General features: G+C 72.9%; 12 protein-coding genes and 1 rRNA gene. 10 read left to right on the top strand and 3 right to left on the bottom strand.

Features of this window, described 5'->3' with window-relative positions; translation table 11 throughout:
• A 5S ribosomal RNA gene (rrf, locus tag ABD330_RS19545) occupies window positions 1-94 on the top strand; the annotation flags it as partial.
• A gap of 61 nt (window positions 95-155) precedes the next feature.
• Window positions 156-995 (top strand): phosphatase PAP2 family protein, encoded by an 840-nt coding sequence (locus tag ABD330_RS19540; protein WP_344466780.1) that lies wholly within the window; start codon window positions 156-158, stop codon window positions 993-995.
• A 91-nt stretch (window positions 996-1,086) separates the two neighbouring features.
• On the opposite strand, the gene ABD330_RS19535 is transcribed toward ABD330_RS19540, so the two are convergent.
• Both ABD330_RS19535 and ABD330_RS19530 read right to left on the bottom strand, forming a co-directional pair.
• Complete coding sequence (locus ABD330_RS19535) at window positions 1,087-1,650, bottom strand: acetate uptake transporter (protein ID WP_344466778.1); 564 nt, start codon at window positions 1,648-1,650, stop codon at window positions 1,087-1,089.
• A 379-nt stretch (window positions 1,651-2,029) separates the two neighbouring features.
• On the bottom strand, window positions 2,030-4,591 hold the full coding sequence (locus ABD330_RS19530; protein WP_344466776.1) for a SpoIIE family protein phosphatase: 2,562 nt from the start codon (window positions 4,589-4,591) through the stop codon (window positions 2,030-2,032).
• Window positions 4,592-4,992: 401 nt separating this feature from the next.
• On the opposite strand from ABD330_RS19530, the gene ABD330_RS19525 reads away from it, so the two are divergent.
• The 8 genes from ABD330_RS19525 to ABD330_RS19490 all read left to right on the top strand — a co-directional run bounded on the left by ABD330_RS19525 (window position 4,993) and on the right by ABD330_RS19490 (window position 18,008).
• Window positions 4,993-9,666, top strand: a complete 4,674-nt coding sequence (locus tag ABD330_RS19525; RefSeq protein WP_425555585.1) for a HAMP domain-containing protein — start codon at window positions 4,993-4,995, stop codon at window positions 9,664-9,666.
• 296 nt (window positions 9,667-9,962) lie between these two features.
• Complete coding sequence (locus ABD330_RS19520; RefSeq protein WP_344466774.1) at window positions 9,963-10,598, top strand: response regulator; 636 nt, start codon at window positions 9,963-9,965, stop codon at window positions 10,596-10,598.
• A 259-nt stretch (window positions 10,599-10,857) separates the two neighbouring features.
• A complete protein-coding gene (locus tag ABD330_RS19515; protein WP_344466772.1) occupies window positions 10,858-13,545 on the top strand; it encodes a DNA translocase FtsK in 2,688 nt (895 codons plus the stop codon).
• Between the two features lie 195 nt (window positions 13,546-13,740).
• On the top strand, window positions 13,741-14,634 hold the full coding sequence (locus ABD330_RS19510; protein ID WP_425555584.1) for a helix-turn-helix domain-containing protein: 894 nt from the start codon (window positions 13,741-13,743) through the stop codon (window positions 14,632-14,634).
• A gap of 94 nt (window positions 14,635-14,728) precedes the next feature.
• Window positions 14,729-16,174 (top strand): 30S ribosomal protein S12 methylthiotransferase RimO, encoded by a 1,446-nt coding sequence (gene rimO / locus ABD330_RS19505; RefSeq protein WP_344466770.1) that lies wholly within the window; start codon window positions 14,729-14,731, stop codon window positions 16,172-16,174.
• On the top strand, window positions 16,171-16,809 hold the full coding sequence (gene pgsA, locus ABD330_RS19500) for a CDP-diacylglycerol--glycerol-3-phosphate 3-phosphatidyltransferase (RefSeq protein WP_344466768.1): 639 nt from the start codon (window positions 16,171-16,173) through the stop codon (window positions 16,807-16,809). The genes rimO and pgsA overlap by 4 nt, the downstream gene beginning before the upstream one ends.
• Complete coding sequence (locus tag ABD330_RS19495) at window positions 16,806-17,321, top strand: CinA family protein (protein ID WP_425555583.1); 516 nt, start codon at window positions 16,806-16,808, stop codon at window positions 17,319-17,321. Before pgsA ends, ABD330_RS19495 begins: the two co-directional genes overlap by 4 nt.
• Window positions 17,322-17,639: 318 nt before the next feature.
• Complete coding sequence (locus tag ABD330_RS19490) at window positions 17,640-18,008, top strand: helix-turn-helix domain-containing protein (RefSeq protein ID WP_280716093.1); 369 nt, start codon at window positions 17,640-17,642, stop codon at window positions 18,006-18,008.
• A 508-nt stretch (window positions 18,009-18,516) separates the two neighbouring features.
• Here ABD330_RS19490 and ABD330_RS19485 read toward each other — a convergent pair.
• Entirely contained in the window at window positions 18,517-23,325 is a 4,809-nt protein-coding gene (locus tag ABD330_RS19485) for an ATP-dependent helicase (protein ID WP_344466765.1), read from the bottom strand.
• Window positions 23,326-23,384 lie beyond the last annotated feature (59 nt).

Below are 23,384 nucleotides of genomic sequence, written 5' to 3'. Positions count from 1 at the left end.
AACGCCCGGTTACATTCCGAACCCGGAAGCTAAGCCTCGTAGCGCCGATGGTACTGCAGGGGGGACCCTGTGGGAGAGTAGGACGCCGCCGAACAATCATTCCAAAGTAGCCCCCATCCATCCGGATGGGGGCTACTTTGCGTTAACCTCTGCGAATGCAGAACCTGACCCTTACCTGGCAGAGCGCCGGCGGATCCGCTGTCGCGCTCCTCGGAGCGGCGTACGCGGCGAAGCGTATTCGGCGTCCGCGGGCGGCTCCTGCGGCCGCCCTGCTCCGCGAGGCGGGTACGTTGCTCGCGCTCTTCTCCCTGTGGCAACTGGTCGGCCGTCTCTCGGTGTTGAGCGCGGACCACGCACTCGACCGGGCGGACTGGATCCACCGGACCGAGTTGCGGTGGGGGTTCCCGGACGAAGCGGCACTGCAACAGGCGGTGCTCCCGCACGCGTGGCTGGTGACGGCGAGCAACTACTACTACGCGACGATGCACTTCGCGGTGATGATCGCTCTGCTGGCCTGGGTCTTCCTCCGGCACCGTGACCGCTACGGCTGGGTCCGGAACACCGTCGTGCTCACGACGGGGGCCTGCCTGGTCATCCAGTTCATTCCCGTCGCGCCGCCCCGGATGCTCGCCGAGAGCGGGTTCGTGGACGTCGCGGCGCAGTACGGGCAGTCGGTGTACGGAGGTGCGGTCGGCGGGGTGGTGCCGGACCAGCTGTCGGCGATGCCCTCGGTCCATGTCGCGTGGAGCGTGCTGGCCGCCGTCGCAGTGCTGAAGGTGGCCAGGGGGCCCTGGCGCTGGCTGGTGGTGCTGCATCCGGTCGTCACGGTGTTCGTCGTGGTCGCGACCGCGAACCACTTCTGGGCGGACGGGCTGGTGGCCGTGGCACTGCTGCTGGTCGCGTACCTGGTGCAGCACGCGTTCAGCGGCTGGCGCCCGTCGCAGCAGGAGGCCGCCACAGCCCCGGAGCCCGAGCGGACCTCCGTCAGCAGCTGAGAGCGCGAACGCAGGCGGCCCCGGAAACACAGGTGGGCCGGACCTCCCCTCGCGGAGAGGTCCGGCCCACCTGCGTGTGCCGAGCTGTGCCTTACCTGACCGGCAGTGCGGCCCGGCCCCAGCCGCTGTTGACCAGCGTGCTGGTGGCCCAGTACCAGGCCGTCAGACCGGAGACCGCGGCGATCCACCCGGCGGCCTTGGCGAGTCCGCCGTTGCCGGCGAAGGTCGCGATGGCGCTGAGCAGCAGGCTGAGCGTCAGCAGGCCGTAGACGAGCCGGCTGAACAGCCCCGAGCGCCAACCGGCAGCGGTCAGGGTCAGTGCGAGCAGGGCCCACAGCAGCAGGAACAGGCCGGTGGCGTCCTTGCCGGCGCTGCCGCCGACCGACCAGACCGCCCAGAAGGCGCCAAGGCCGGTGAAGGCGGTGCCGGTGAATCCGTCGCCGCCGCGCAGCTGCCAGAGGCCGGCGACGAACAGGGCGAGCCCGCCGAGCAGGTGGGCGAGGGAGGCGGCGTCCTTGACGCCGGCACCGCTGAGGATGCCGGTGCTCAGCAGGCCGTAGGCGAGGAGGGTGAGGCCGAGTGCCAGGTATCCGAGAGGACCCGCGTCGGCTCCTGCGGGTCGGGCGTTCTGTGCCCCGGTAGCTTCGTTGCTCACCGGAGGCTCCTTTCACTCTGTGCGCCGGCATGGCGCGGTCAGTGCGATCAGGTGGGGGTGTGGCTGTGCGGTTGCCGGGCCTGGGCGCACGGAACCAAGGCGGCGAGAGGCCGTGGCAAGGTGTGGGCGGCTGCGGCTGAGTGAAGAACCAGCGGCTCGGCCGCCGGTCGGTGTCCCCTGCCGGGGGATTCCCCGGTGACAGCGGTGTACCCGCCCCTACCTCGCTTGTACCCTTGTGAATCGCACAATTTGTACGCTCGTCAGCTGTAGGGCGCCGTCGATGGACGGTTGTTGAACGAGAGTGAGCATCCCGGGGCCGGAAGCGCCACGGAGGCAGGACGGAGGCGGGGTGTCGGGTTGCCGTGGCCCGGACGCCCCGTCAGCCCTGGCGCTGCTGCGGGACCCGCAGGGTGAGGATGGCCATGTCGTCCGAGGGCGGCTCGGGCGCGAAGCGTTCGACCGCTCGCTGGACGCGGGCCGAGACGGCGCCGGCGGTCAGGCCGGTGCAGCCGGTGAGCACCTGGACGAGCCCGTCCTCGCCCAGCATCCGCAGCCCCTCCCGCCGTTCGGTGACGCCGTCGGTCACGCACAGCAGCACCTCGCCGGGCAGCAGGACGAGGTCCTCCGCGGTCAGCTCCAGGTCGTCCATCACGCCGAGCAGCGGCTGCGGGGAGGCGGCCAGGTCGACCTGGCCGTCGGTGCGCAGTCTCAGCGGCAGCGGGTGTCCGGCGCAGACCAGTGAGAGGGCGGTGCTGCCGTCGGCCTTGGGTGTCAGCTCCCCGTACAGCAGGGTGAGGAACCGGCTGCGGGTGCCCTCGTCCAGGATCGCGGCGTTCAGCCGGGTGAGGACCTGCGGGGCGTCCAGACCCTCGCGGGCCAGCAGGCGCAGTGAGTTGCGGGCCAGGCCGGTGACCGAGGCGGCCTCCGGGCCGGTGCCGCAGACGTCGCCGATCGCGAAGCCGTAGGTGCCCTCGCGGATCGGGAAGATGTCGTAGAAGTCGCCGCCGACCTCGTTGCCCTCGCCGGCCGCCTGGTAGAAGACCTCCACCTCGACGCCGGGGATCTTCGGCAGCTCGGGCGGCAGCAGGGCGCGCTGGAAGGCCTGGCTGGTGGCGTTCCGCTCCGAGTAGAGGCGGGAGTTGTCGAGCGCCAGGGCGGCCCGGCGGGACAGGTCCTCGGCGAGTTCGAGGATCTCCTGACGGAACCGCATGCCCGCGCCGACGCCCAGCACCAGCAGCCCGATCACCCGGTTCCGGGCGGCGAGCGGCAGTACCACGGTCTCGCCGAGCAGTCCGGAGAGCTCGGGGCTGTCCGCCAGCCCGGAGGTGCGGGCCCGCTCGCCGGGTGCGGTCCAGAACCGGGCGCCGGGGGCCGGGCTGCTGTCCGGGGCCGGGGTCTTGTCGAGCAGGGCGCGCAGCGGGTCGATGCGGTCCTCGTCCTCGTGCAGGACGAAGGCGAGGTCGGCTCCGGTGCCCTGCTCGCCGGTGGTGTAGACGGCGCACCAGGAGGAGAGCGTGGGCACGGCCATCTGGGCCATCAGGGCCAGGGTCTGTTCGTGCTCCAGCGTCCCGGCGAGCAGGTCGGAGGCCTCGACTAGGAAGGAGAGCGAGCCCCGGCGGAGGCGTTCGAGTTCGGCGAGCCGGGCGCTCTCCAGGGCCAGCGCGATCCGGTCGGCGGCGAACTGGAGCCGCAGCGCGTCCTCGTTGTCGAAGCGGCCGGGTGCGGCGGCGGCGACGCCGAGCGAGCCGGTGAGCCGGCCCTCGACCTTGAGCGGCACGGTGATCAGCGAGCGCAGCCCGGTGCCGATCAGCAGCGGCGCGGCGGTGGGCCGGACGGCGAGGTCCTCGTGGACGGTCGGCAGCCGGGCGGAGTCGTAGCGGCCGACGCCGGACTCGTTCGGGATGGGCGCGAGCCGGCGGCCCGCCGCCGCGAGGCCGGTGGCCGCCCGGACCTCGAACTCGGTCTCGTCCTCGGTGCTCAGCATCAGGTAGGCGGCGTCGGCGTCGAGCAGGTCGCGGGCCCGCTCGACGATGGTCTGCAGCAGCTCGCCGAGGTCGTCGGGGTTGGCCGGGCCGACCAGCAGGTCCAGCGGTTCGACGGCGGCCGGCTGCTCGGCGGAGCCGCCGGGGGAGCGCAGGACGCCCCGGTCGTTCTCGCGCACCAGCAGGCAGAGCGTGGAGGCGCTGCCCTCGGTGTCGCGGACCCGGACCTGGAGCCCGTAGACCTCCTCGACCGGCCCGGTCGCGCGGCGCACCCCGAAGGTGCCCTCCCAGCGGGCCAGCCGCAGGGTGTCGGTGAGGGCGAGTCCGGCGGCGGCGCCCGTGGCCTGCGGCCAGACGGTGAGCTCGGCCCAGGGGAGGCCGAGCACCTGCTCGGCGGTGTGCAGGAAGAGCGCTTCGGCGTCCGGGTTCCAGGAGCGGACCAGCCCGTCCTCGCCGACCTGGACGACGCCGACCCGGACGGGGGCGGCCGCCTCTGGCAGCTCGCCGCCGGGCAGGCTCGGCAGTGCGTACCGGGTGCCGGCCTCGTGCGCGGGCAACGGCAGCCGGAACCAGACGGTCTTCTGCCCGGCGGAGTACTCGACGCCCCAACTGGACGAGAGCGCCGAGCACATCAGCAGGCCGCGGCCGCCCTCGCCGTCGGGGTCGGCGTACCGGTCGGAGGAGGCGGTGGGGACGTGCGCGAACGAGGGCAGGCCGCGCTCGGGGTGGCGGTCCGTCACCTCGATCCGTACCGTCTCCTCCTCGCGAAGGCAGTGCACCTCGGCGGCCGTCCCCGCGTGCACCACGGCGTTCGTGACCAGCTCGCTGACCAGCACGACCGCGTCGTCGACGACCTCGGGCAGGCCCCAGCCGAGCAGGGCGTCGCGGACGAAACCGCGCGCTGCGGCGGCCGACCGGCCGACCGGTTCGAAGGTGGCGGCTGCGCGCGCGGTGACCACGTGCCACTTCTCCCATCAGGTCGACGTCTCTGCCCCGGGCCGGGCCGGGCCGGGCCGCGGGCGCACCCGCTGTCGGCGCCCGGAGGCGGGCGAGGCGGAGCGCTTTTGGCGCGGTGCAGCGTTCCACCCTACTTTCCGCTTGGTACCCCGTGGGGCCAGGGCGGTGAAACAGGCACCTGCGGGTGATTCTGGACACCTGATCCGGCATCGTCACCGTTGACCCTGCGCAACCCGACGGACACACGCCGCCGGGACTGACAGACTGGGGGGTCGGCAGTACCCCGGCCGGGGAAGTACGGTCGAGGCTGAGCAGGCCGCTGTGGAGCGGGCCGGCCGGGCAGGATCAGGCCGGTGCCAGGAGCCGGCTGGGAAGCGGCACAGAGCAGCACGGAACAGTCACGATGTGGGAGGGCCCGTTGAGTTCGGCCACCAAGGACGTACCCGGTACGACTCCGGCGCCCGCGCGCTCGGCCCGGACGGCGGCGCCGTCCCGCAGCGGTGCGGGACGGCGCCCGAATCACAACCGGGGTGCCGAACCGGCCGACCTGCGCAAACTGCTCGCCGCGCTCACCGCGATGCGGGACGGCAACTTCCGCCGCCGGCTGACCGTGCCGGGGGACGGGCCGCTGGCCGAGATCGCGGCGGTGTTCAACGAGGTGGCCGAGCGCAACCAGCACCTGACCGGCGAGCTGGCCCGGGTGCGGCGTGCGGTCGGCCGTGAGGGCCGGCTCTCCGAGCGGCTGGAGACCGGGGTCGGCGAGGGCGCCTGGATGGCGGCCGTCGACAACTGCAATGCGCTGATCGACGACCTGGCCCGCCCGATGGCCGAGGTCGGCCGGGTGCTCAGCTCGATCGCCGAGGGTGACCTGGACCAGCGGATGGAGCTGCGTTCGGTCCACACCAACGGGGTGAGCCACCCGCTGCGCGGCGAGTTCCTCAAGGTGGGGCGGACGGTGAACGGGCTGGTCGACCAGCTCTCGGAGTTCACCGACGAGGTGACCAGAGTCGCCATCGAGGTCGGTACCGAGGGCAAGCTCGGCGGCCAGGCCCGGGTGAAGGGCGCGACCGGCAGCTGGAAGGACCTGGCGGACTCGGTCAACACGATGGCCGGCCGGCTGACCGCGCAGGTGCGCAACATCGCCGAGGTGACCACGGCGGTGGCCAAGGGTGACCTGTCGCACAAGGTCACGGTCGACGTGGCCGGCGAGATGCTGGAGCTGAAGAACACCGTCAACACGATGGTGGACCAGCTCAACGGCTTCTCCGCCCAGGTGACCAGAGTCGCCCGCGAGGTGGGGACCGAGGGCCGGCTCGGCGGTCAGGCGCAGGTGCCGGGCGTCGCCGGGGTGTGGCGTGACCTCACCGACTCGGTGAACTTCATGGCCAACAACCTGACCGGTCAGGTGCGCAACATCGCGCAGGTGACCACGGCGGTGGCCAAGGGCGATCTCTCGCAGAAGATCGAGGTGGACGCCCGGGGCGAGATCCTGGAGCTGAAGAACACCATCAACATCATGGTGGACCAGCTCTCGGGCTTCGCCGAGCAGGTGACGCGGGTGGCCCGCGCGGTCGGTACGGAGGGCATCCTCGGTGGTCAGGCCGAGGTGCCCGGGGTCGCGGGGGTCTGGAAGGACCTGACCGAGAACGTCAACTCGATGGCCAACAACCTGACCGGTCAGGTGCGCAACATCGCGCAGGTGACCACGGCGGTGGCCAAGGGCGACCTGTCGCAGAAGATCCAGGTGGACGCGGCCGGCGAGATCCTGGAGCTGAAGAACACCATCAACACCATGGTCGACCAGCTCGGCGCCTTCGCCGACGAGGTCACCAGAGTGGCCCGGGACGTGGGCACCGAGGGCATTCTCGGCGGGCAGGCCAGCGTGCCGGGGGTGTCCGGTACCTGGAAGGACCTGACCAACAGCGTCAACCTGATGGCCAACAACCTGACCAGTCAGGTTCGTAACATCGCCGAGGTGACCACGGCGGTCGCCCGGGGCGACGTCTCCAAGAAGATCACCGTCGACGCGCGCGGCGAGATCCGCGAGCTGGTGATGACCGTCAACACCATGGTCGACCAGCTGTCCGCGTTCGCCGACGAGGTCACGCGAGTGGCACGCGAGGTGGGGACGGAAGGCAACCTGGGCGGTCAGGCCCGGGTCAGCGGGGTCTCCGGCATCTGGCGGGATCTGACCGACAACGTCAACTTCATGGCGTCCAACCTGACCAGCCAGGTCCGCAACATCGCCGAGGTCGCCACGGCGGTGGCCCGGGGCGACCTGTCGAAGAAGATCACCATCGAGGCGCAGGGCGAGGTCGCCGCGCTGGCGGGCACCCTGAACACCATGGTCGACCAGCTGTCGGCCTTCGCCGTCGAGGTGACCCGGGTCGCCCGCGAGGTGGGCACCGACGGCATCCTGGGCGGCCAGGCCGGGGTGCCCGGAGTCGCCGGGATCTGGAAGGACCTGACCGACAACGTCAACCAGATGGCCAACAACCTGACCGGGCAGGTCCGCAACATCGCCCTGGTCATCACCGCCGTCGCCCGCGGCGACCTGTCGCAGAAGATCGACGTGGACGTCCGGGGCGAGATCCTGGAGCTCAAGACCAGCATCAACACCATGGTCGACCAGCTCGGCGCCTTCGCCGACGAGGTCACCCGCGTCGCCCGCGAGGTCGGCACCGACGGCCGGCTCGGCGGCCAGGCCCGGGTGCCGGGCGTGGACGGCACCTGGCAGGACCTCACCGAGTCGGTGAACGAACTCGCCAACAACCTGACCCGCCAGGTCCGCGCGATCGCGCTGGTCGCCACCGCCGTGACCCGCGGCGACCTCTCCCTGCGGATCGACGTGGACGCGTCCGGTGAGCTCGACGAGCTCAAGGACAACATCAACCAGATGATCGCCAACCTGCGCGAGACCACCCGCACCAACCAGGAGCAGGACTGGCTCAAGACCAACCTGGCCCGGATCTCCGGCCAGTTGCAGGGCCGCCGCGACCTGGAGGCCGTGGCCGCGCTCATCATGACCGAGCTGACCCCGGTGGTCTCCGCCCAGCACGGCGCCTTCTTCCTCGCCCAGCCGGCCGGCCGGACGGCCGAGCTGATCACCGAGGACGACGACGAGAACGACACCGTGCTGCGCCTGATCGGCAGCTACGGCTACCAGCGCCGCGCCATGCCGACCACCTTCCGCCCCGGCGAGGGCCTGGTCGGGCAGGCGGCGGTGGAGAAGCGCTCGATCATCCTCAAGGGCACCCCGCCCGGCTACCTGAAGATCGCCTCCGGCCTCGGCGAGGCCTCGCCGGCCCACGTCGTGGTGCTCCCGGTGCTGTTCGAGGGCCGGCTGCTCGGGGTGATCGAGCTGGCCACCTTCAGCTCCTTCACCACCGTCGCGCTGGACTTCCTGAACCAGATCGCCGACCTGATCGGCGTCACCGTCAACACCATCAGCGTCAACACCAAGACCGAGGGCCTGCTGCTGGAGTCCCAGCGGCTCACCGCCGAACTCTCGATGCGATCAGCCGAGTTGGAGGCACGCCAGGAGGAACTGGAGCGCACCAACGAGGAGTTGCAGGAGAAGGCCGAGCAACTCGCCCAGCAGAACCGCGACATCGAGATCAAGAACAGCGAGATCGAGGAGGCCCGCCAGGTCCTGGAGGAGCGCGCCGAACAGCTCGCCCTCGCCTCCCGGTACAAGAGCGAGTTCCTCGCCAACATGTCGCACGAGCTGCGCACGCCGCTCAACTCGCTGCTGATCCTGGCCAAGCTGCTCTCCGACAACAACGAGGGCAACCTCTCGGCCAAGCAGGTCGAGTTCGCCGAGACCATCCACGGCGCCGGCTCCGACCTGCTCCAGCTGATCAACGACATCCTCGACCTGTCCAAGGTCGAGGCGGGCAAGATGGACGTCCGCCCGGCCAAGATCGCGCTGGTCCAGCTGGTCGACTACGTGGAGGCGGCGTTCCGCCCGCTCACCGCCGACAAGAGCCTGGACTTCGCGGTGGTCGTCTCGCCCGACCTCCCGGTCACCCTGCACACCGACGAGCAGCGCCTCCAGCAGGTGCTCCGCAACCTGCTCTCCAACGCGGTGAAGTTCACCGACACCGGCGCCGTCGAACTGCGGATCCGCCCGGCCGACGGCAGCGTCCCGCAGCACGTCCGCGAACAGCTGCTGGAGAGCGGGTCGATCACCGACCCGGACGAGCCGCTGATCGCCTTCTCGGTCTCCGACACCGGGATCGGCATCCCCGACAACAAGCTGCGGGAGATCTTCGAGGCGTTCAAGCAGGCCGACGGCGGGACGAGCCGCAAGTACGGCGGCACCGGGCTCGGGCTCTCCATCAGCCGGGAGATCGCCCGGCTGCTCGGCGGCGAGATCCACGCCGAGAGCGAGCTCGGCCAGGGCTCCACCTTCACCCTCTACCTGCCGCTGCGCAGCGAGGCCCCCGGCACGGTGACGCTGGAGCGCCCCGCCGGGCCGCCGATCCGGGCCGTCGTGGCCGTCACCCCGATGGGCACGCCCGTCCCGGTCGGGGAGAACCCGGCGGAGCACTGGGCCCAGGAGGTCCGGGAGCTGGCCGAGGAGCGGCGGCGCAGCACCGCCGCCCGGCGCCGGGCGGCCGCCGAGGAGGAGGCCGGGCAGCGCCAGCCGGCCGAGCCGGCCGCCCGGCCGGTGGTGCCCGCCCAGTTCCAGGGGCGCTTCCACGGCGAGCAGGTGCTGATCGTCGACGACGACATCCGCAACGTCTTCGCGCTCACCAGCGTGCTGGAGCAGTACGGGCTGACCGTGCTCTACGCGGAGAACGGCCGCGAGGGCATCGAGGTGCTCGAACAGCACGAGGACGTGGCGCTCGTCCTGATGGACATCATGATGCCGGAGATGGACGGCTACGCGACGATGAAGGCGATCCGCCGGATGCCCCAGTTCGCGAGTCTGCCGATCGTGGCGCTGACCGCCAAGGCGATGAAGGGGGACCGGGAGAAGAGCCTGGACGCCGGGGCGACCGACCACGTCACCAAGCCGGTCGAGACCGACCACCTGCTCGCGGTGATGCGGCAGTGGCTGCCGTCGGCCTGAGCGGCCCGGCCGGGCGGGGGCGGTCGCCGTGGGCCCGGTCGCAGTGGGCCCGGCTGCGGCGGGTTCGGTCGCAGTGGCGGGTCGAGTCGGGAACCCGATAGGGTCACCCATCGTTGCGAACAGTGACCGATCGGTGACATGGTGCGCAGGCCTCCGGTTGTGCGGGGCGCGGTCCGGCGGTACTGGATCACGTATCCCGACGCGGCGGGCGAGGGGGTGCGGCTAGCATGACCGGGGCAGTGGTGGGCGGCACACGGGTGCCTTCCCTCGGAAGACAACCGGCAGGAGGGCGGGTCGTGGTGCAGAAGGCGAAGATCCTCCTGGTAGACGACCGACCGGAGAACCTGCTGGCGCTGGAGGCCATCCTCTCCGCGCTGGACCAGACCCTGGTCCGGGCCGCGTCCGGTGAGGAGGCGCTGAAGGCGCTGCTCACCGACGACTTCGCGGTGATCCTGCTCGACGTCCAGATGCCCGGCATGGACGGCTTCGAGACCGCCTCGCACATCAAGCGGCGGGAGCGCACCCGGGACATCCCGATCATCTTCCTGACCGCGATCAACCACGGCCCGCACCACACCTTCCGGGGCTACGCGGCCGGCGCGGTGGACTACATCTCCAAACCGTTCGACCCATGGGTGCTGCGCGCCAAGGTCTCGGTCTTCGTCGACCTCTACATGAAGAACTGCCAGCTCAAGGAGCAGGCCTCGCTGCTGAGGCTCCAGCTGGAGGCGGGCGGGCAGCCGGCCCTGGGCGGTGCGCTGCTCGGCGAGTTCTCGGCCCGGCTGCTCGCGGTCGAGGAGCAGGCGGAGGCCCTCACCAAGCAGCTGGACGGCACGGCGGAGCCGGGCGTGGCCGCGGCGGTGGGTCACCTGGAGCGCAAGCTCGCCGCCTTGCGGCAGGCGCTCGACGCCCTCCGGCCCGGGGCGAACTGACAGTCCCCTCAGGGGGCACTGTTCAGGATCGGGTTCCTCCAGGGGCGCGGGGGACTGCGCGACCAGGGCTCTACGGAGGTGCAGGGTTGCGCGCGCAGTTCCCCGCGCCCCTGCTGTGGTTGCTGTGAGCACAGAGTCCATGCGCCCCCGCTGTGGTTGCCGTGAGCGCAGGATTCCCGCGTCCCGGGCAGGAGCCCGGCGGGGCCTGCCTGGTGGGTCTCTCGTCCCGGGTTCGCCCGCGCCGGTAGGCTGCTGACCCATGGCCACACGTACGCCCGGCAGCGCGGCACGCAACCCGAAGCCCGGACCGGCCAAGAAGGCCCCCGCGGCTCCCAGGCCGGCCGCGAAGAAGGCCGCCGCCAAGGCTCCGGCCAAGGCCCCGGTGAAGCGGGCCCCGGCGAAGAAGGCCGTGGCCAAGCCCCCGGCAGCGCCGCCGCCGCCCGCGCCGAGGCCGATCCTCTTCCGGGCCGTCCGGGCCGTCTGGCTGGGTCTCGCGCACAGTGTCGGCGCGCTCTTCCGGGGCTTCGGCGACGGTGCCAAGAACCTGCACCCCGAGCACCGCAAGGACGGCGTGGGCCTGCTGCTGTTCGCGCTGGCCCTGGTCACCGCCGCCGGGACGTGGTTCGGCCCGCAGGGCTGGCTCGGCGAGGCGGCGATCACCGTGGTGTCCGGCCTGTTCGGGCGGCTCGACGTGCTGATCCCCTTTCTGCTCGCCGGCGTCGCCGTCCGGCTGATGCGTCATCCGGAGCTGCCGGAGGCGAACGGACGGATCGTGGTCGGCCTGTCCGCGCTGGTGCTCAGCGTGCTCGGCCTGGTGCACATCGGCTGCGGCGCGCCCGTGATGTCCAGTGGCGCGACCCGGATACGGCAGGCCGGCGGCATCCTCGGCTGGGCGGTGTCGACGCCGATGATGGCCGCCGCGGGTCCGCCGCTCGCGGTGCCGCTGCTGCTGCTGGTGGCGTTCTTCGGCCTGCTGGTGGTCACCGCGACGCCGGTGAACCGGATTCCCGAGCGGCTGCGCCTGCTGGGCGAGAAGCTCGGTGTGGTGGAGCCCGCGTACCACGAGGACCACGACGGTCAGGACGCCGTCGGCCACGAGTACTCCACCGACCCGCCGGAGGACGCCGACCCGTCGGCGCTGCCCATCACGGTCGAGGGCTCGCCGGAGGACGAGATCGCCGTCCGCCGGCGGCGCCGCCGCAGGAAGGCGGACGAAGCCCTGCCGGAGTCCGGGCCGGACGGCGACCCGTACCAGACCAGGGACATCGCGGCCGGTGTCGCGGCCGATCTGGACGGCGCGCTGCTGTACGGGGTGCCGGCCTCCCCGGCGGTGGCCAGCATGATGCACCAGGTGCAGGACCGGACGGCGCCGCCCGAGGAGCCGGCCGTTCCGGCGGCCCGGACGGCCGGTGCCCCGGACGGCGTGGACATGGAGAAGCACACCCCCGCGCCGGCCCGGATGGAGCAGCTCCAGCTCTCCGGCGACGTCACCTACTCGCTGCCGCCGCTGGACCTGCTGGAGCGCGGCGGGCCGGGCAAGACCCGCAGTGCGCTGAACGACGAGGTGGTCGCGCAGCTCAGCGGGGTCTTCGCGGAGTTCAAGGTGGACGCCAAGGTCACCGGTTTCACCCGGGGCCCGACGGTCACCCGCTACGAGGTGGAGCTCGGACCCGCCGTCAAGGTCGAGCGGATCACCGCGCTGGCCAAGAACATCGCCTACGCGGTGGCCAGCGCGGACGTCCGGATCATCAGCCCGATCCCGGGCAAGTCGGCGGTCGGCGTGGAGATCCCCAACAAGGACCGGGAGATGGTCAACCTCGGCGACCTGCTGCGCTCGCGCACGGCGGCCGAGGACGACCACCCGATGCTGGTCGGCATGGGCAAGGACGTCGAGGGTCACACCGTGATGGCCAACCTCGCCAAGATGCCGCACATCCTGGTCGCGGGCGCGACCGGCGCGGGCAAGTCCTCGTGCATCAACTGCCTGATCACCTCGGTGCTGGCCCGGGCCACCCCGGACGAGGTGCGGATGGTGCTGGTCGATCCCAAGCGGGTCGAGCTGACGGCGTACGAGGGCATCCCGCACCTGATCACGCCGATCATCACCAACCCGAAGAAGGCGGCCGAGGCGCTCCAGTGGGTGGTCCGTGAGATGGACCTGCGCTACGACGACCTGGCGGCCTTCGGCTTCCGGCACGTGGACGACTTCAACGCGGCGGTGAAGGCGGGGAAGATCACCCCGCCGCTCGGCAGCCAGCGCGAGCTGACGCCGTACCCGTACCTGCTGGTGATCGTCGACGAGCTGGCCGACCTGATGATGGTCGCGCCGCGCGACGTCGAGGACTCGGTGGTCCGGATCACCCAGCTGGCCCGCGCGGCCGGCATCCACCTGGTGCTCGCCACCCAGCGGCCCTCGGTCGACGTCGTGACCGGTCTGATCAAGGCGAACGTGCCGTCCCGGCTGGCCTTCGCCACCTCGGCGATGACCGACTCCCGGGTCATCCTGGACCAGCCCGGCGCCGAGAAGCTGATCGGCAAGGGCGACGCGCTCTTCCTGCCGATGGGCGCGAGCAAGCCGGTCCGGATGCAGGGGGCGTTCGTCACCGAGGCCGAGATCGCCAAGATCGTCCAGCACTGCAAGGACCAGCTGACGGCGACCTACCGCGACGACGTCACGGTCGGCGGCGGGCCCAAGAAGGAGGTCGACGAGGAGATCGGCGACGACCTCGACCTGCTGGTCCAGGCGGTCGAGCTGGTGGTCTCTACCCAGTTCGGTTCGACCTCGATGCTCCAGCGCAAGCTCCGGGTCGGCTTCGCCAAGGCGGGCCGGCTGATGGACCTGATGGAGTCCCGTGACATCGTGGGCCCGAGCGAGGGTTCGAAGGCGCGTGACGTCCTGGTCACACCCGAGGAGTTGGACGGGGTGATCCTCGGTATCCGGGGCTGACTCCGGCCGCCCTGAGGGTGACTCACCCACCCTCTCACTCGTTCGGAGGACGGGGGAGTACGGGAACCGGCCGACCGGAGCGTACGTCCCCTCAGCGGAGGGTGCTCATTCGGGCCTGCTCCGCTTGAAAAGGCCCTGGACCCCACCCCTAGACTGTCTTCTCAGCAGGTGGCCAACGCTCGAAAGGCGCGCCCAGTGACCATCGGCAAGTCCCCCCGACGAGACAACCGCCGGTCTTCCGCCCCCCACTCCACCACCGGGTCGCCGTCCGCCGTGCCTTCGGGCGAGGAGGCGGCCGGGCCCGCCGAGGCGGTGGGCATCGGGCGGGTGCTGGCCGACGCCCGGCTGCTGGCCGGGCTGACGGTGGACCAGGTGAGCGCCGGCACCCGGGTCCGGGTGCCGATCGTGCACGCCATCGAGGAGGACGACTTCGGGCGCTGCGGCGGCGACTTCTACGCCCGGGGGCACATCCGGGCGATCGCGGCGGCGGTCGGTGCGGACGGCGACGCGCTGGTCGCCCGGTACGACGCCGCGCACGGCGGAGCCCCCGTCACCAAGCGCCCCGCCCAGCTGATGGACACCGGCCCGATCCGGATCACCGACCACCGCCGCCCGAACTGGACGACCGCGATGATGGTCGCGATCGCCGCCGTGGTCGCGCTGATCGGTTTCAACCTGTTCGCCGGCAAGCCGAGCCGGTCCACCGCGGGTGCCTCCGGCGTGCCGCTGGCGGTCGCCGCCTCGGCGGCGGCGAGCCCCTCCGTCCAGCCGCCCGCACCGGCCGCCCCGGCCTCGCCGAGCGTCGCCGCCATCGCGGCGGCCCCGGCCGACAAGGTCACCGTGAAGCTGGTCGCCGAGAAGGACACCAGCTGGGTGTCGGCGCTCGACGGCAACGGCAAGTCGCTCTTCCAGAACAACCTGGACCAGGGCGCCGACCAGACCTTCACCGACCCGAAGCAGATCAAACTGGTGATCGGGAACGCCGGCGCCGTGCACGTGTACGTCAACGGCAAGGACCTCGGCGCGGCGGGTGAGGACGGCCAGGTGGTGCACCTCACGTACACCCCCGGGGACCCGCAGGCAGGCTGAAGCAGGCGGTCCGTCGTGGGCAAAGATCTTGTGAAGTGAGGCGCGCGGCCTCCGGGGCGAACGGCACCGGGGGCCGCGCGTTAATCTTGGCGTTATGCCTGAACGCCGTACTGTCGCCCTTGTCACGCTCGGATGCGCCCGCAACGAGGTGGATTCCGAGGAACTCGCCGGGCGCCTGGAGGCCGATGGCTGGCTCCTGGTCGACGACGCCGCCGATGCGGACGTCGCCGTGGTCAACACCTGTGGCTTCGTCGAGGCCGCCAAGAAGGACTCCGTGGACGCCCTGCTGGAGGCCAACGACCTCAAGGGTCACGGCCGCACGCAGGCCGTCGTGGCCGTCGGCTGTATGGCCGAGCGCTACGGCAAGGAGCTCCAGGACGCGCTGCCCGAGGCCGACGCGGTGCTCGGCTTCGACGACTACGCGAACATCACCGACCGCCTCCAGACCATCCTCTCCGGCGGCACCCACGCCGCCCACCTCCCGCGCGACCGCCGCAAGCTGCTCCCGCTCACCCCCGTCGAGCGCCAGGCCGCCGCGGCCGACGTCGCGCTGCCCGGCCACGGCGCCCCCGAGGACCTCCCGGAGGGCGTCGCGCCCGCCTCCGGTCCGCGCACGCTGCGCAAGCGCCTCGACGACAACCCCGTCGCCTCGGTCAAGCTCGCCTCCGGCTGCGACCGCCGGTGCTCCTTCTGCGCCATCCCCGCCTTCCGCGGCTCGTTCATCTCCCGCCGCCCGTCCGACGTGCTGCACGAGGCGCAGTGGCTGGCCGGGCAGGGCGTCCGCGAGGTCGTGCTGGTCAGCGAGAACAACACCTCGTACGGCAAGGACCTCGGCGACATCCGCCTGCTGGAGACGCTGCTGAGCGAGATCGCCGCCGTCGAGGGCATCGAGCGGGTCCGGGTCAGCTACCTGCAGCCCGCCGAGATGCGGCCCGGCCTGATCGACGTGATGACCGGGACGGCCGGCGTCGTGCCGTACTTCGACCTGTCCTTCCAGCACTCGGCCCCGGCCGTGCTGCGCCGGATGCGGCGGTTCGGCAACACGGACCAGTTTCTCGACCTGCTCGGCACCATCCGGGGCAAGGCCCCGGAGGCCGGTGTCCGGTCGAACTTCATCGTGGGCTTCCCGGGGGAGACCGAGGAGGACTTCGCCGAGCTGGAACGGTTCATCACCAACGCCGGACTCGACGCGATCGGCGTCTTCGGCTACTCGGACGAGGACGGCACCGAGGCCGCCGGCTTCGACGGCAAGCTGCCGCAGGACGTCGTCGACGAGCGGCTGGCCAAGCTGTCCCGGCTCGCCGAGGAGCTGACCGCGCAGCGCGCCGAGCAGCGGATCGGCAGCGAGGTCGAGGTGCTGGTCGAGTCGGTCGAGGACGGCGTGGTCGAGGGCCGGGCCGCCCACCAGGCGCCGGAGACGGACGGCCTGACCACGCTGCTCGGCCTGGACGACGCCGTGGTCGGCCGCTACTACCGGGCCCGCGTGGTCGGTACCGAGGGCGTCGACCTGGTGGCCGAACTCGTCGGAGGCGGGGTATGACCAAGGGGCCAGGTGCCCCGGCGGCAGCCCGTCCCGGCCGTCCGGGGGCGGCGACGCCCCCGCAGGCCGGGATCTGGAACATCGCCAACATGCTGACGATGCTCCGGCTGCTGCTGGTGCCGGTCTTCGTGCTGCTGCTCTTCGCGGGCGGCGGGCACGACCCCAAGTGGCGCGCGGTGGCGTGGGCCTCCTTCGCCATCGCGATGATCACCGACCTGTTCGACGGCGAGATCGCCCGCCGCAAGGGCCTGGTCACCGACTTCGGCAAGATCGCCGACCCGATCGCCGACAAGGCGATCATGGGCTCGGCCCTGGTCAGCCTCTCCGTCCTGGGTGACCTGCCCTGGTGGGTCACCGTGGTCATCCTGGCCCGCGAGCTCGGCATCACCCTGCTGCGGTTCTGGGTGATCCGCTTCGGCGTCATCCCGGCCAGCCGGGGCGGCAAGCTGAAGACCCTCACCCAGGGCATCGCGGTCGGCATGTACGTGCTGGTGCTCACCGGCTGGCTGGCCACCGGCCGGGCCCTGCTGATGGGCCTCGCGGTGCTGCTGACGGTGGGCACCGGCCTGGACTACGTCGGCCAGGCCCTGCGGCTGCGCCGCGAGGGCCTGGCGAAGGCCCGGGAGGGCCGGTGAACGCGCCGGGGGGCGCGGGGGGAAGGCCGCAGGCCTACGGGCTGGCGGAGCGGGCCCACGAGGCGCTGCGCGAGCGCGGTGCCACGGTGGCCGTCGCGGAGTCGCTGACCGGCGGGCTGCTGGCGGCCGCGCTGGTCGACGTCCCCGGCGCCTCGGCGGGCTTCCGGGGGTCGGTGACCGCGTACGCCACCGAGGTGAAGGCGTCCGTTCTCGGGGTGGACGAGGGCCTGCTCGCCGTCCGGGGGCCGGTGGACCCGGTGGTGGCCCGTCAGATGGCCGAGGGCGTGCGGCGGCTGCTCGGTGCCACGTACGGGGTCGCGACCACGGGGGTGGCCGGCCCTGAGCCGCAGGACGGGCAGCCGGTCGGCACGGTCCACCTCGCGGTGGCCGGACCGACGGGAAGCCTGGTCGCCTCACCGTTGTTGTCGGGGTGTCGTGCCACGATCCGTGAGGCGGCCGTCGCCGGGGCGCTGGAGCTGCTGCTGAGCCGACTTGTCGACGAAGCGCGGTGAAGTACCCCAGGACTTGAGCTTTTCCCACTGAGTTTTCCTGAATTAGGGCTGAACTGGGGACCACGGCTGGAGTATGGGGTTAGACCGGACGGTCTGCTTGGGCAGAATCCAGGCAGCAGACCAGGTATCTGACGAGTCGCGTGGCTCCGGCCACGGGTCCCGGGCGGGCGGCCGGACTGTCCGGTGGCGAACGAACAAGGGGAGGGGGCACCAGTGCAGCCCAGAGTGAACACGACCACGGTCCCCGCACGTGATGCGGACAAGGCGGTACGGTGGGGGCGTGACATCTCGATCCGCAGTCCGAGGAGGGAGGCACCGATGATCCTGCTCCGTCGCCTACTGGGCGATGTACTGCGTCGGCAGCGCCAGCGCCAGGGCCGCACACTCCGCGAGGTGTCGGCGGCCGCCAGGGTTTCGCTCGGCTACCTCTCCGAGGTCGAGCGGGGGCAGAAGGAGGCCTCCTCCGAGCTGCTCTCCGCCATCTGCGACGCACTCGACGTCCGGATGTCCGAAGTCATGCGCGAGGTCAGCGACGAGCTCTCGCTCGCCGAGCTCGCGGCGATGGCCACCCTCTCGGAGGGCGACCTGCTCAGGCCGGTCCTCGAACCGGTGTCGCTGCCGGCCCCCGGCGTCGACCGGATGAGTTCGATCTCGTCCAAGACCGCCGTCGACGTGGTGGCGGCCTGACCGAGCCTCGACCTCCCCGGGACACGGGGAGCGGGGGTTCGGACAAGGAGGCCGTGGTGCGGAGTGTCGCGAGGTCGTGTGCCGGTGCGGCGTCCGCCCTGCTCGGGCGAATAGGTCCGCGCGGGCGTTGGTGTCTGGCCGCCCTGCTGGGTGTTCTCGCGTGGTGGCTGCTGCTGGACAGCGGCCTCCGGACGGATGGTGCCGCCCTGGGCCTGTTGGCCGCGGGCGGTTGGGGCCTCGGGCTCGTACCCGTCCACAGCAACCGGCTGCCGGTCGTGAAGCGGTCTCGCACCGCTGCGGAGCCGGTGGAGGCCGAGCGCGCTTCCTAGGACCCGACGAGGTGCCGGTCCGGTCCGACCAGGGCCGTGCGTGGGGGGCATGGCGTCCGCCCCCGGGTCCGCCCTCCGGTGCACGCCCCTTGTGTCCGCCCCCTTCGTTCGTCCTCCTGTGTTCGCTCCTCCTGTGTCCGCCTACTCGGGCGCGCCCTTGTGGCGGCGGCCCACCCGCTTCAGCCGCGCAGGCGCAGACCGCGCGGGGTGGGGTGGAAGCCGGCGGCCTCCAGGACCCGGCCGAGCGCCGAGCCGAGGGCGGGCTCGCCGTTGGTGCGTTCGATGGTGACGGTGGCGCCGAGGGCGCCCTCCCGGACCGCCGCGGCCAGGGCCTCGACCGCCGCGGGCTGCTCGCTCCACGCCAGCAGGGTCTTCCCGCCGCGTTCGACGTACAGCGCCGGTGCGCCGTCGACCAGCACCACCAGGGCGCCCGCCTTCCGGCCCGGCCGGTGGCCGGCGGCGGGCTTGGCGTCCGCCGCCGCCGGGGGATCGGGCCAGGGCAGTGCGGCGCCGTAGGCGTTGGCCGGGTCGGCGGCGGCCAGCACCAGGACCTGCGGCGGCTCGCCGGCTGCGGTGCCGGGCCACTCGGCGGCGGTGCCGCGCTCCAGCCGCCCGCTGACCGACCGCAGCCGGTCGGCGGCGCCGTCCATGGCGAACTGGGCGCCGCCCAGCCCCTCCACGAAGTAGCCCCGGCGGGCCCGGCCGCGCTCCTCGAAGGCCGACAGCACCCGGTAGACGCCGGCGAAGCCGCCGGGCACCCGCTCGGCGGCCACTGCGCCCCGGGTGAGGACGCCGTGCCGGTCCAGCAGGCTCTGGGCCTGCGCGGCGGCCCGGACGGTCGGGTCGGCCGCGAACTCCGGCAGCAGCGACCACCGCCCGGCGGCCGTCGGCGGACCGGAGCGCAGCGCCCCCGCCGGGCGGACCGGTCCGCGCCCCACACCGCCGTAGCGGGCGCGCGGGGCGCTCCTGGGGGCGCGGTGGGCGGTGGCACCCGCCGTCCGGCCGGAGCCGAGCAGGGCGCGCAGCGGGGCGAGCGTGTCGTTGGTGACGTACCCGGCCCAGACCAGGTCCCAGAGCGCCTCCACCAGGTCGGGGACGGGGGTGTCGGGCACGTGGTCGGTGAGCTGGCGGAAGAACAGGCCGTACCCGCCCGCCAGGGCGTCCAGCAGCGCCGTGTGCACGGGGGTGAGGGCGGGGGGCACGGGCTCGGGGCGGAGCAGGTGGGCGGAGTCGGGCAGGTGCAGGCTGACCCAGCCGTCCCGGCCGGCCAGCGCGCCCGCGCCGGACCAGCTGATCTCGCCCGCCGCCGTCAGCTCGTCGAGCATCCCGGGCGTGTAGCCCGTCAGCCGGGCCGGCAGGACCAGCTTCTCCAGCGCGGAGGCGGGTACGGAGGTGCCCTGGAGCTGCTCGACCACCCGCAGCAGCCCGTCCGGGCCGCGCAGCCGGTGCCCGCCCAGGTGCTGCCACTGCGGGAGGAAAGCGGCCAGCGCGCGCGGCGGCACCGCCTCGACCTCCTGGCGCAGTGCGGCCAGCGAGCGGCGGCGCAGCCTGCGCAGCACCTCGGCGTCGCACCACTCGACCGCGCCGGTGTGCCCCTCGCCGGGCCGGAACTCGCCCTGGACGAGCCGGCCCCCGGCCGCCAGCCGGTGCAGGGTGCCGGTGACCACGGCGGTGCCGAGGCCGAACCGGTCGGCCGCCTCGGCGGCGGTGAACGGCCCGTGGGTACGGGCGTAGCGGGCCAGCAGGTCGCCCAGCGGGTCCTTGACGGGCTCGGTGAAGGCTTCGGGCACGCCGACCGGCAGCGGGGTGCCCAGGGCGTCCCGCAGCCGCCCGGCGTCCTCGATCGCGGCCCAGTGCAGTTCGCCGCCGATCCGGACCTCGATGGTCCGGCGGGCGTCCCGCAGCCCGGCCGCCCAGGCCGGGTCGGCGCCGCGGGCGGCCAGCTCGGCGGTGCTCAGCGGGCCGAGCAGGCGCAGTGCGTCGGCGACGCCCTCGGTGTCCTTGATCCGGCGGTCGGGGGTGAGGCGCTGGAGCTCCGCCGCCAGCTCGGCCAGCACGGCCGGGTCGAGCAGCTCGCGCAGTTCGGCCTGCCCGAGCAGCTCGGAGAGCAGCCGGGAGTCGAGCGAGAGCGCGGCGGCCCGGCGCTCGGCGAGCGGTGAGTCCCCCTCGTACAGGAACTGGGCGACGTAGCCGAAGAGCAGGGAGCGGGCGAACGGGGAGGGCTCGGGGGTGGTGACCTCGACCAGCCGGACGGCCCGGGACTCCAGATCGCCCATCAGCTCGACCAGGCCGGGGACGTCGAAGACGTCCTGGAGGCACTCGCGGACGGCCTCCAGCACGATCGGGAACGACCCGTACCCGGCGGCGACCTCCAGCAGCTGGGACGCGCGCTGGCGCTGCTGCCAGAGCGGTGTGCGGCGGCCCGGGCTGCGGCGGGGGAGCAGCAGGGCCCGGCCGGCGCACTCGCGGAACCGGGCGGCGAACAGCGCGGAGCCGCCGACCTGGTCGGTGACGAGCTGTTCGATCTCGCCGGAGTCGAACAGGGCGGCGTCGGCGCCGACCGGTGCCTCGTCGGGTGCCGGCCGCTCCGCCAGGTGCCCGGGCGGGAACCCCGCCGTGAACTCTGCTGGGAAGTCGAGCAGGTCGGCGTCGGGGAGGCGGAGCACGATGCCGTCGTCGGCGTGCATCACCTGGGGGTCGAGGCCGTGCTTCTCGCGCAGCCGGGCGCCGAGCGCCAGCGCCCAGGGGGCGTGCACCTGGGCGCCGAAGGGGGAGTGGATGACGATCCGCCAGTCGCCGAGCTCGTCCCGGAAGCGCTCGACCACGATGGTGCGGTCGTCGGGCAGGTGGCCGCAGGCGGTGCGCTGGTCGTCCAGGTAGCCGAGCAGGTTGCTCGCGGCCCACTCGTCCAGACCGGCCCTGCGCAGGCGCTCGGCGGCCTGCTCCGGCGCCAGGCTGCCCAGCTCGCGGACGAAGGCGCCGAGTGCCCGGCCCAGTTCGAGCGGCCGGCCGAGGCTGTCGCCCTTCCAGAACGGGAGCCGCCCGGGGACGCCGGGGGCCGGGACGACCAGGACCTTGTCGTGGGTGATCTCCTGGATCCGCCAGGAGGTGGTGCCCAGGGTGAAGACGTCACCGACCCGGGACTCGTAGACCATCTCCTCGTCCAGCTCTCCCACCCGTCGCCCGCCGCCACCCTTCTTGGGAAGCGCTTCGCGCTGCCCCTCCTGTTGGCCCCCGCCCTTCTTCGGGTCGGCTCCGGCGATGAAGACGCCGAACAGCCCCCGGTCGGGGATCGTGCCGCCCGAGGTGACGGCCAGGCGCTGCGCGCCCGGGCGGCCGGTGACCGTACCGGCGACGCGGTCCCAGACCAGGCGGGGCCGCAGCTCGGCGAAGGCGTCCGAGGGGTAGCGGCCGGCCAGCATGTCCAGCACGCCGTCGAAGGCGGACTGCGGGAGGGTGGCGAACGGCGCCGCCCGGCGGACCAGGGCGAGCAGCTCGTCCACGTCCCAGGTGTCCAGGGCGGTGATCGCGACCAGCTGCTGGGCCAGCACGTCCAGCGGGTTGCGGGGGACGCGCAGCGCCTCGATCAGCCCGGCCCGCATCCGCTCGGTGACCACGGCGGACTGCACCAGGTCGCCCCGGTACTTGGGGAAGACCACGCCGGTGGAGACCGCGCCGACCTGGTGCCCGGCCCGGCCGACCCGCTGGAGGCCGGAGGCGACCGAGGGCGGCGACTCGACCTGCACCACCAGGTCGACCGCGCCCATGTCGATGCCCAGCTCCAGGCTGGAGGTGGCGACCACGGCGGGCAGCCGGCCGGCCTTCAGCTCCTCCTCGACCAGCGCGCGCTGCTCCTTGGAGACCGAGCCGTGGTGCGCCCGGGCGATCACCGGCGGAGCGCCGCCCGCGGCACCCGAGCCGCCCATCAGCTGCGCCGGGGCGTGCGCCTCGGGCAGGGCGGTGCCGGTGGCGCGTTCGACGGCGATCTCGTTCAGCCGGTTGCAGAGCCGCTCGGCCAGCCGGCGGGAGTTGGCGAAGACGATGGTCGAGCGGTGCGACTGGACCAGGTCGGCGATCCGCTCCTCGACGTGCGGCCAGATCGAGGCGCCCCCGCGGCCGCCGGGGGGCGCCCCCGACGGGTCGGCCGCGCCGTCGGCCGGGAGGTCGTCCAGGTCGGCGACCGGGACGACCACCGAGAGGTCGAACTCCTTGGCCGACGGGGGCTGGACGATCGCCGCGCCGCGCCGCGGGCTGAGGAACCTGGCCACCTCGTCCACCGGCCGCACCGTGGCGGAGAGCCCGATCCGGCGGGCCGGGCGCTCCAGCAGTTCGTCGAGCCGCTCCAGGCTGAGCGCGAGATGGGCGCCGCGCTTGGTGCCGGCGACGGCGTGCACCTCGTCCAGGATCACCGTGTCGATGCCGCGCAGCGCCTCCCGGGAGGCGGAGGTGAGCAGCAGGAAGAGCGACTCGGGGGTGGTGATCAGGATGTCCGGCGGGTGGGTGGCGAAGCGGCGGCGGTCGGCGGGCGGGGTGTCGCCGGAGCGGATGCCGACCTGCACCTCCGGCTCGGGCAGCCCGAGCCGGACGGCGGCCTGCCGGAGCCCGGCCAGCGGCGCCCGCAGGTTGCGCTCGACGTCCACCGCGAGGGCCTTGATCGGCGAGATGTAGAGCACCCGGCAACGGCGCTTCGGGTCGGCCGGCGGCGGGGTGTGGCTGAGCCGGTCGAGGGCGGACAGGAAGGCCGCCAGCGTCTTGCCGGAGCCGGTGGGCGCGACCACCAGGACGTCCGTCCCGCGGCCGATGGCGGCCCAGGCCTCGGCCTGGGCCCGGGTGGGCGCGCTGAACGCACCCGTGAACCAGGCCCTGGTCGCCGGGGCGAAGCCGGCGAGCGGGTCCGCGTCGGCGAGGGGGCCGGGGTCGTCCGACGGGCCGGTGCCGCCGAGCGGGTCAGGGCCGTCGAGCGGGTCTGCGGTGCTGCGTCGCGCCATGCCCCCATGGTGCCGGTCGGGACCGACAAGTCGGGCGGCCGGGGGCGGCGGTTCCGGAT

This window comes from Kitasatospora kazusensis, from assembly GCF_039529945.1.
GTDB lineage: Bacteria > Actinomycetota > Actinomycetes > Streptomycetales > Streptomycetaceae > Kitasatospora > Kitasatospora kazusensis.
Note: the sequence above shows the minus strand (reverse complement) of the source record. Positions and strands in the feature narration are given on the sequence as shown.

What these genes read in the sequence shown, in the direction of transcription:
- ABD330_RS19540 (WP_344466780.1), top strand. Translation starts at nt 156, where the DNA reads ATGCAGAACCTGACCCTTACCTGGCAGAGCGCCGGCGGATCCGCTGTC.
- ABD330_RS19525 (WP_425555585.1), top strand. Translation starts at nt 4,993, where the DNA reads ATGTGGGAGGGCCCGTTGAGTTCGGCCACCAAGGACGTACCCGGTACG.
- pgsA (WP_344466768.1), top strand. Translation starts at nt 16,171, where the DNA reads ATGACCAAGGGGCCAGGTGCCCCGGCGGCAGCCCGTCCCGGCCGTCCG.
- ABD330_RS19485 (WP_344466765.1), bottom strand. Translation starts at nt 23,325, where the DNA reads ATGGCGCGACGCAGCACCGCAGACCCGCTCGACGGCCCTGACCCGCTC.
- rimO (WP_344466770.1), top strand. Translation starts at nt 14,729, where the DNA reads ATGCCTGAACGCCGTACTGTCGCCCTTGTCACGCTCGGATGCGCCCGC.
- ABD330_RS19515 (WP_344466772.1), top strand. Translation starts at nt 10,858, where the DNA reads ATGGCCACACGTACGCCCGGCAGCGCGGCACGCAACCCGAAGCCCGGA.
- ABD330_RS19490 (WP_280716093.1), top strand. Translation starts at nt 17,640, where the DNA reads ATGATCCTGCTCCGTCGCCTACTGGGCGATGTACTGCGTCGGCAGCGC.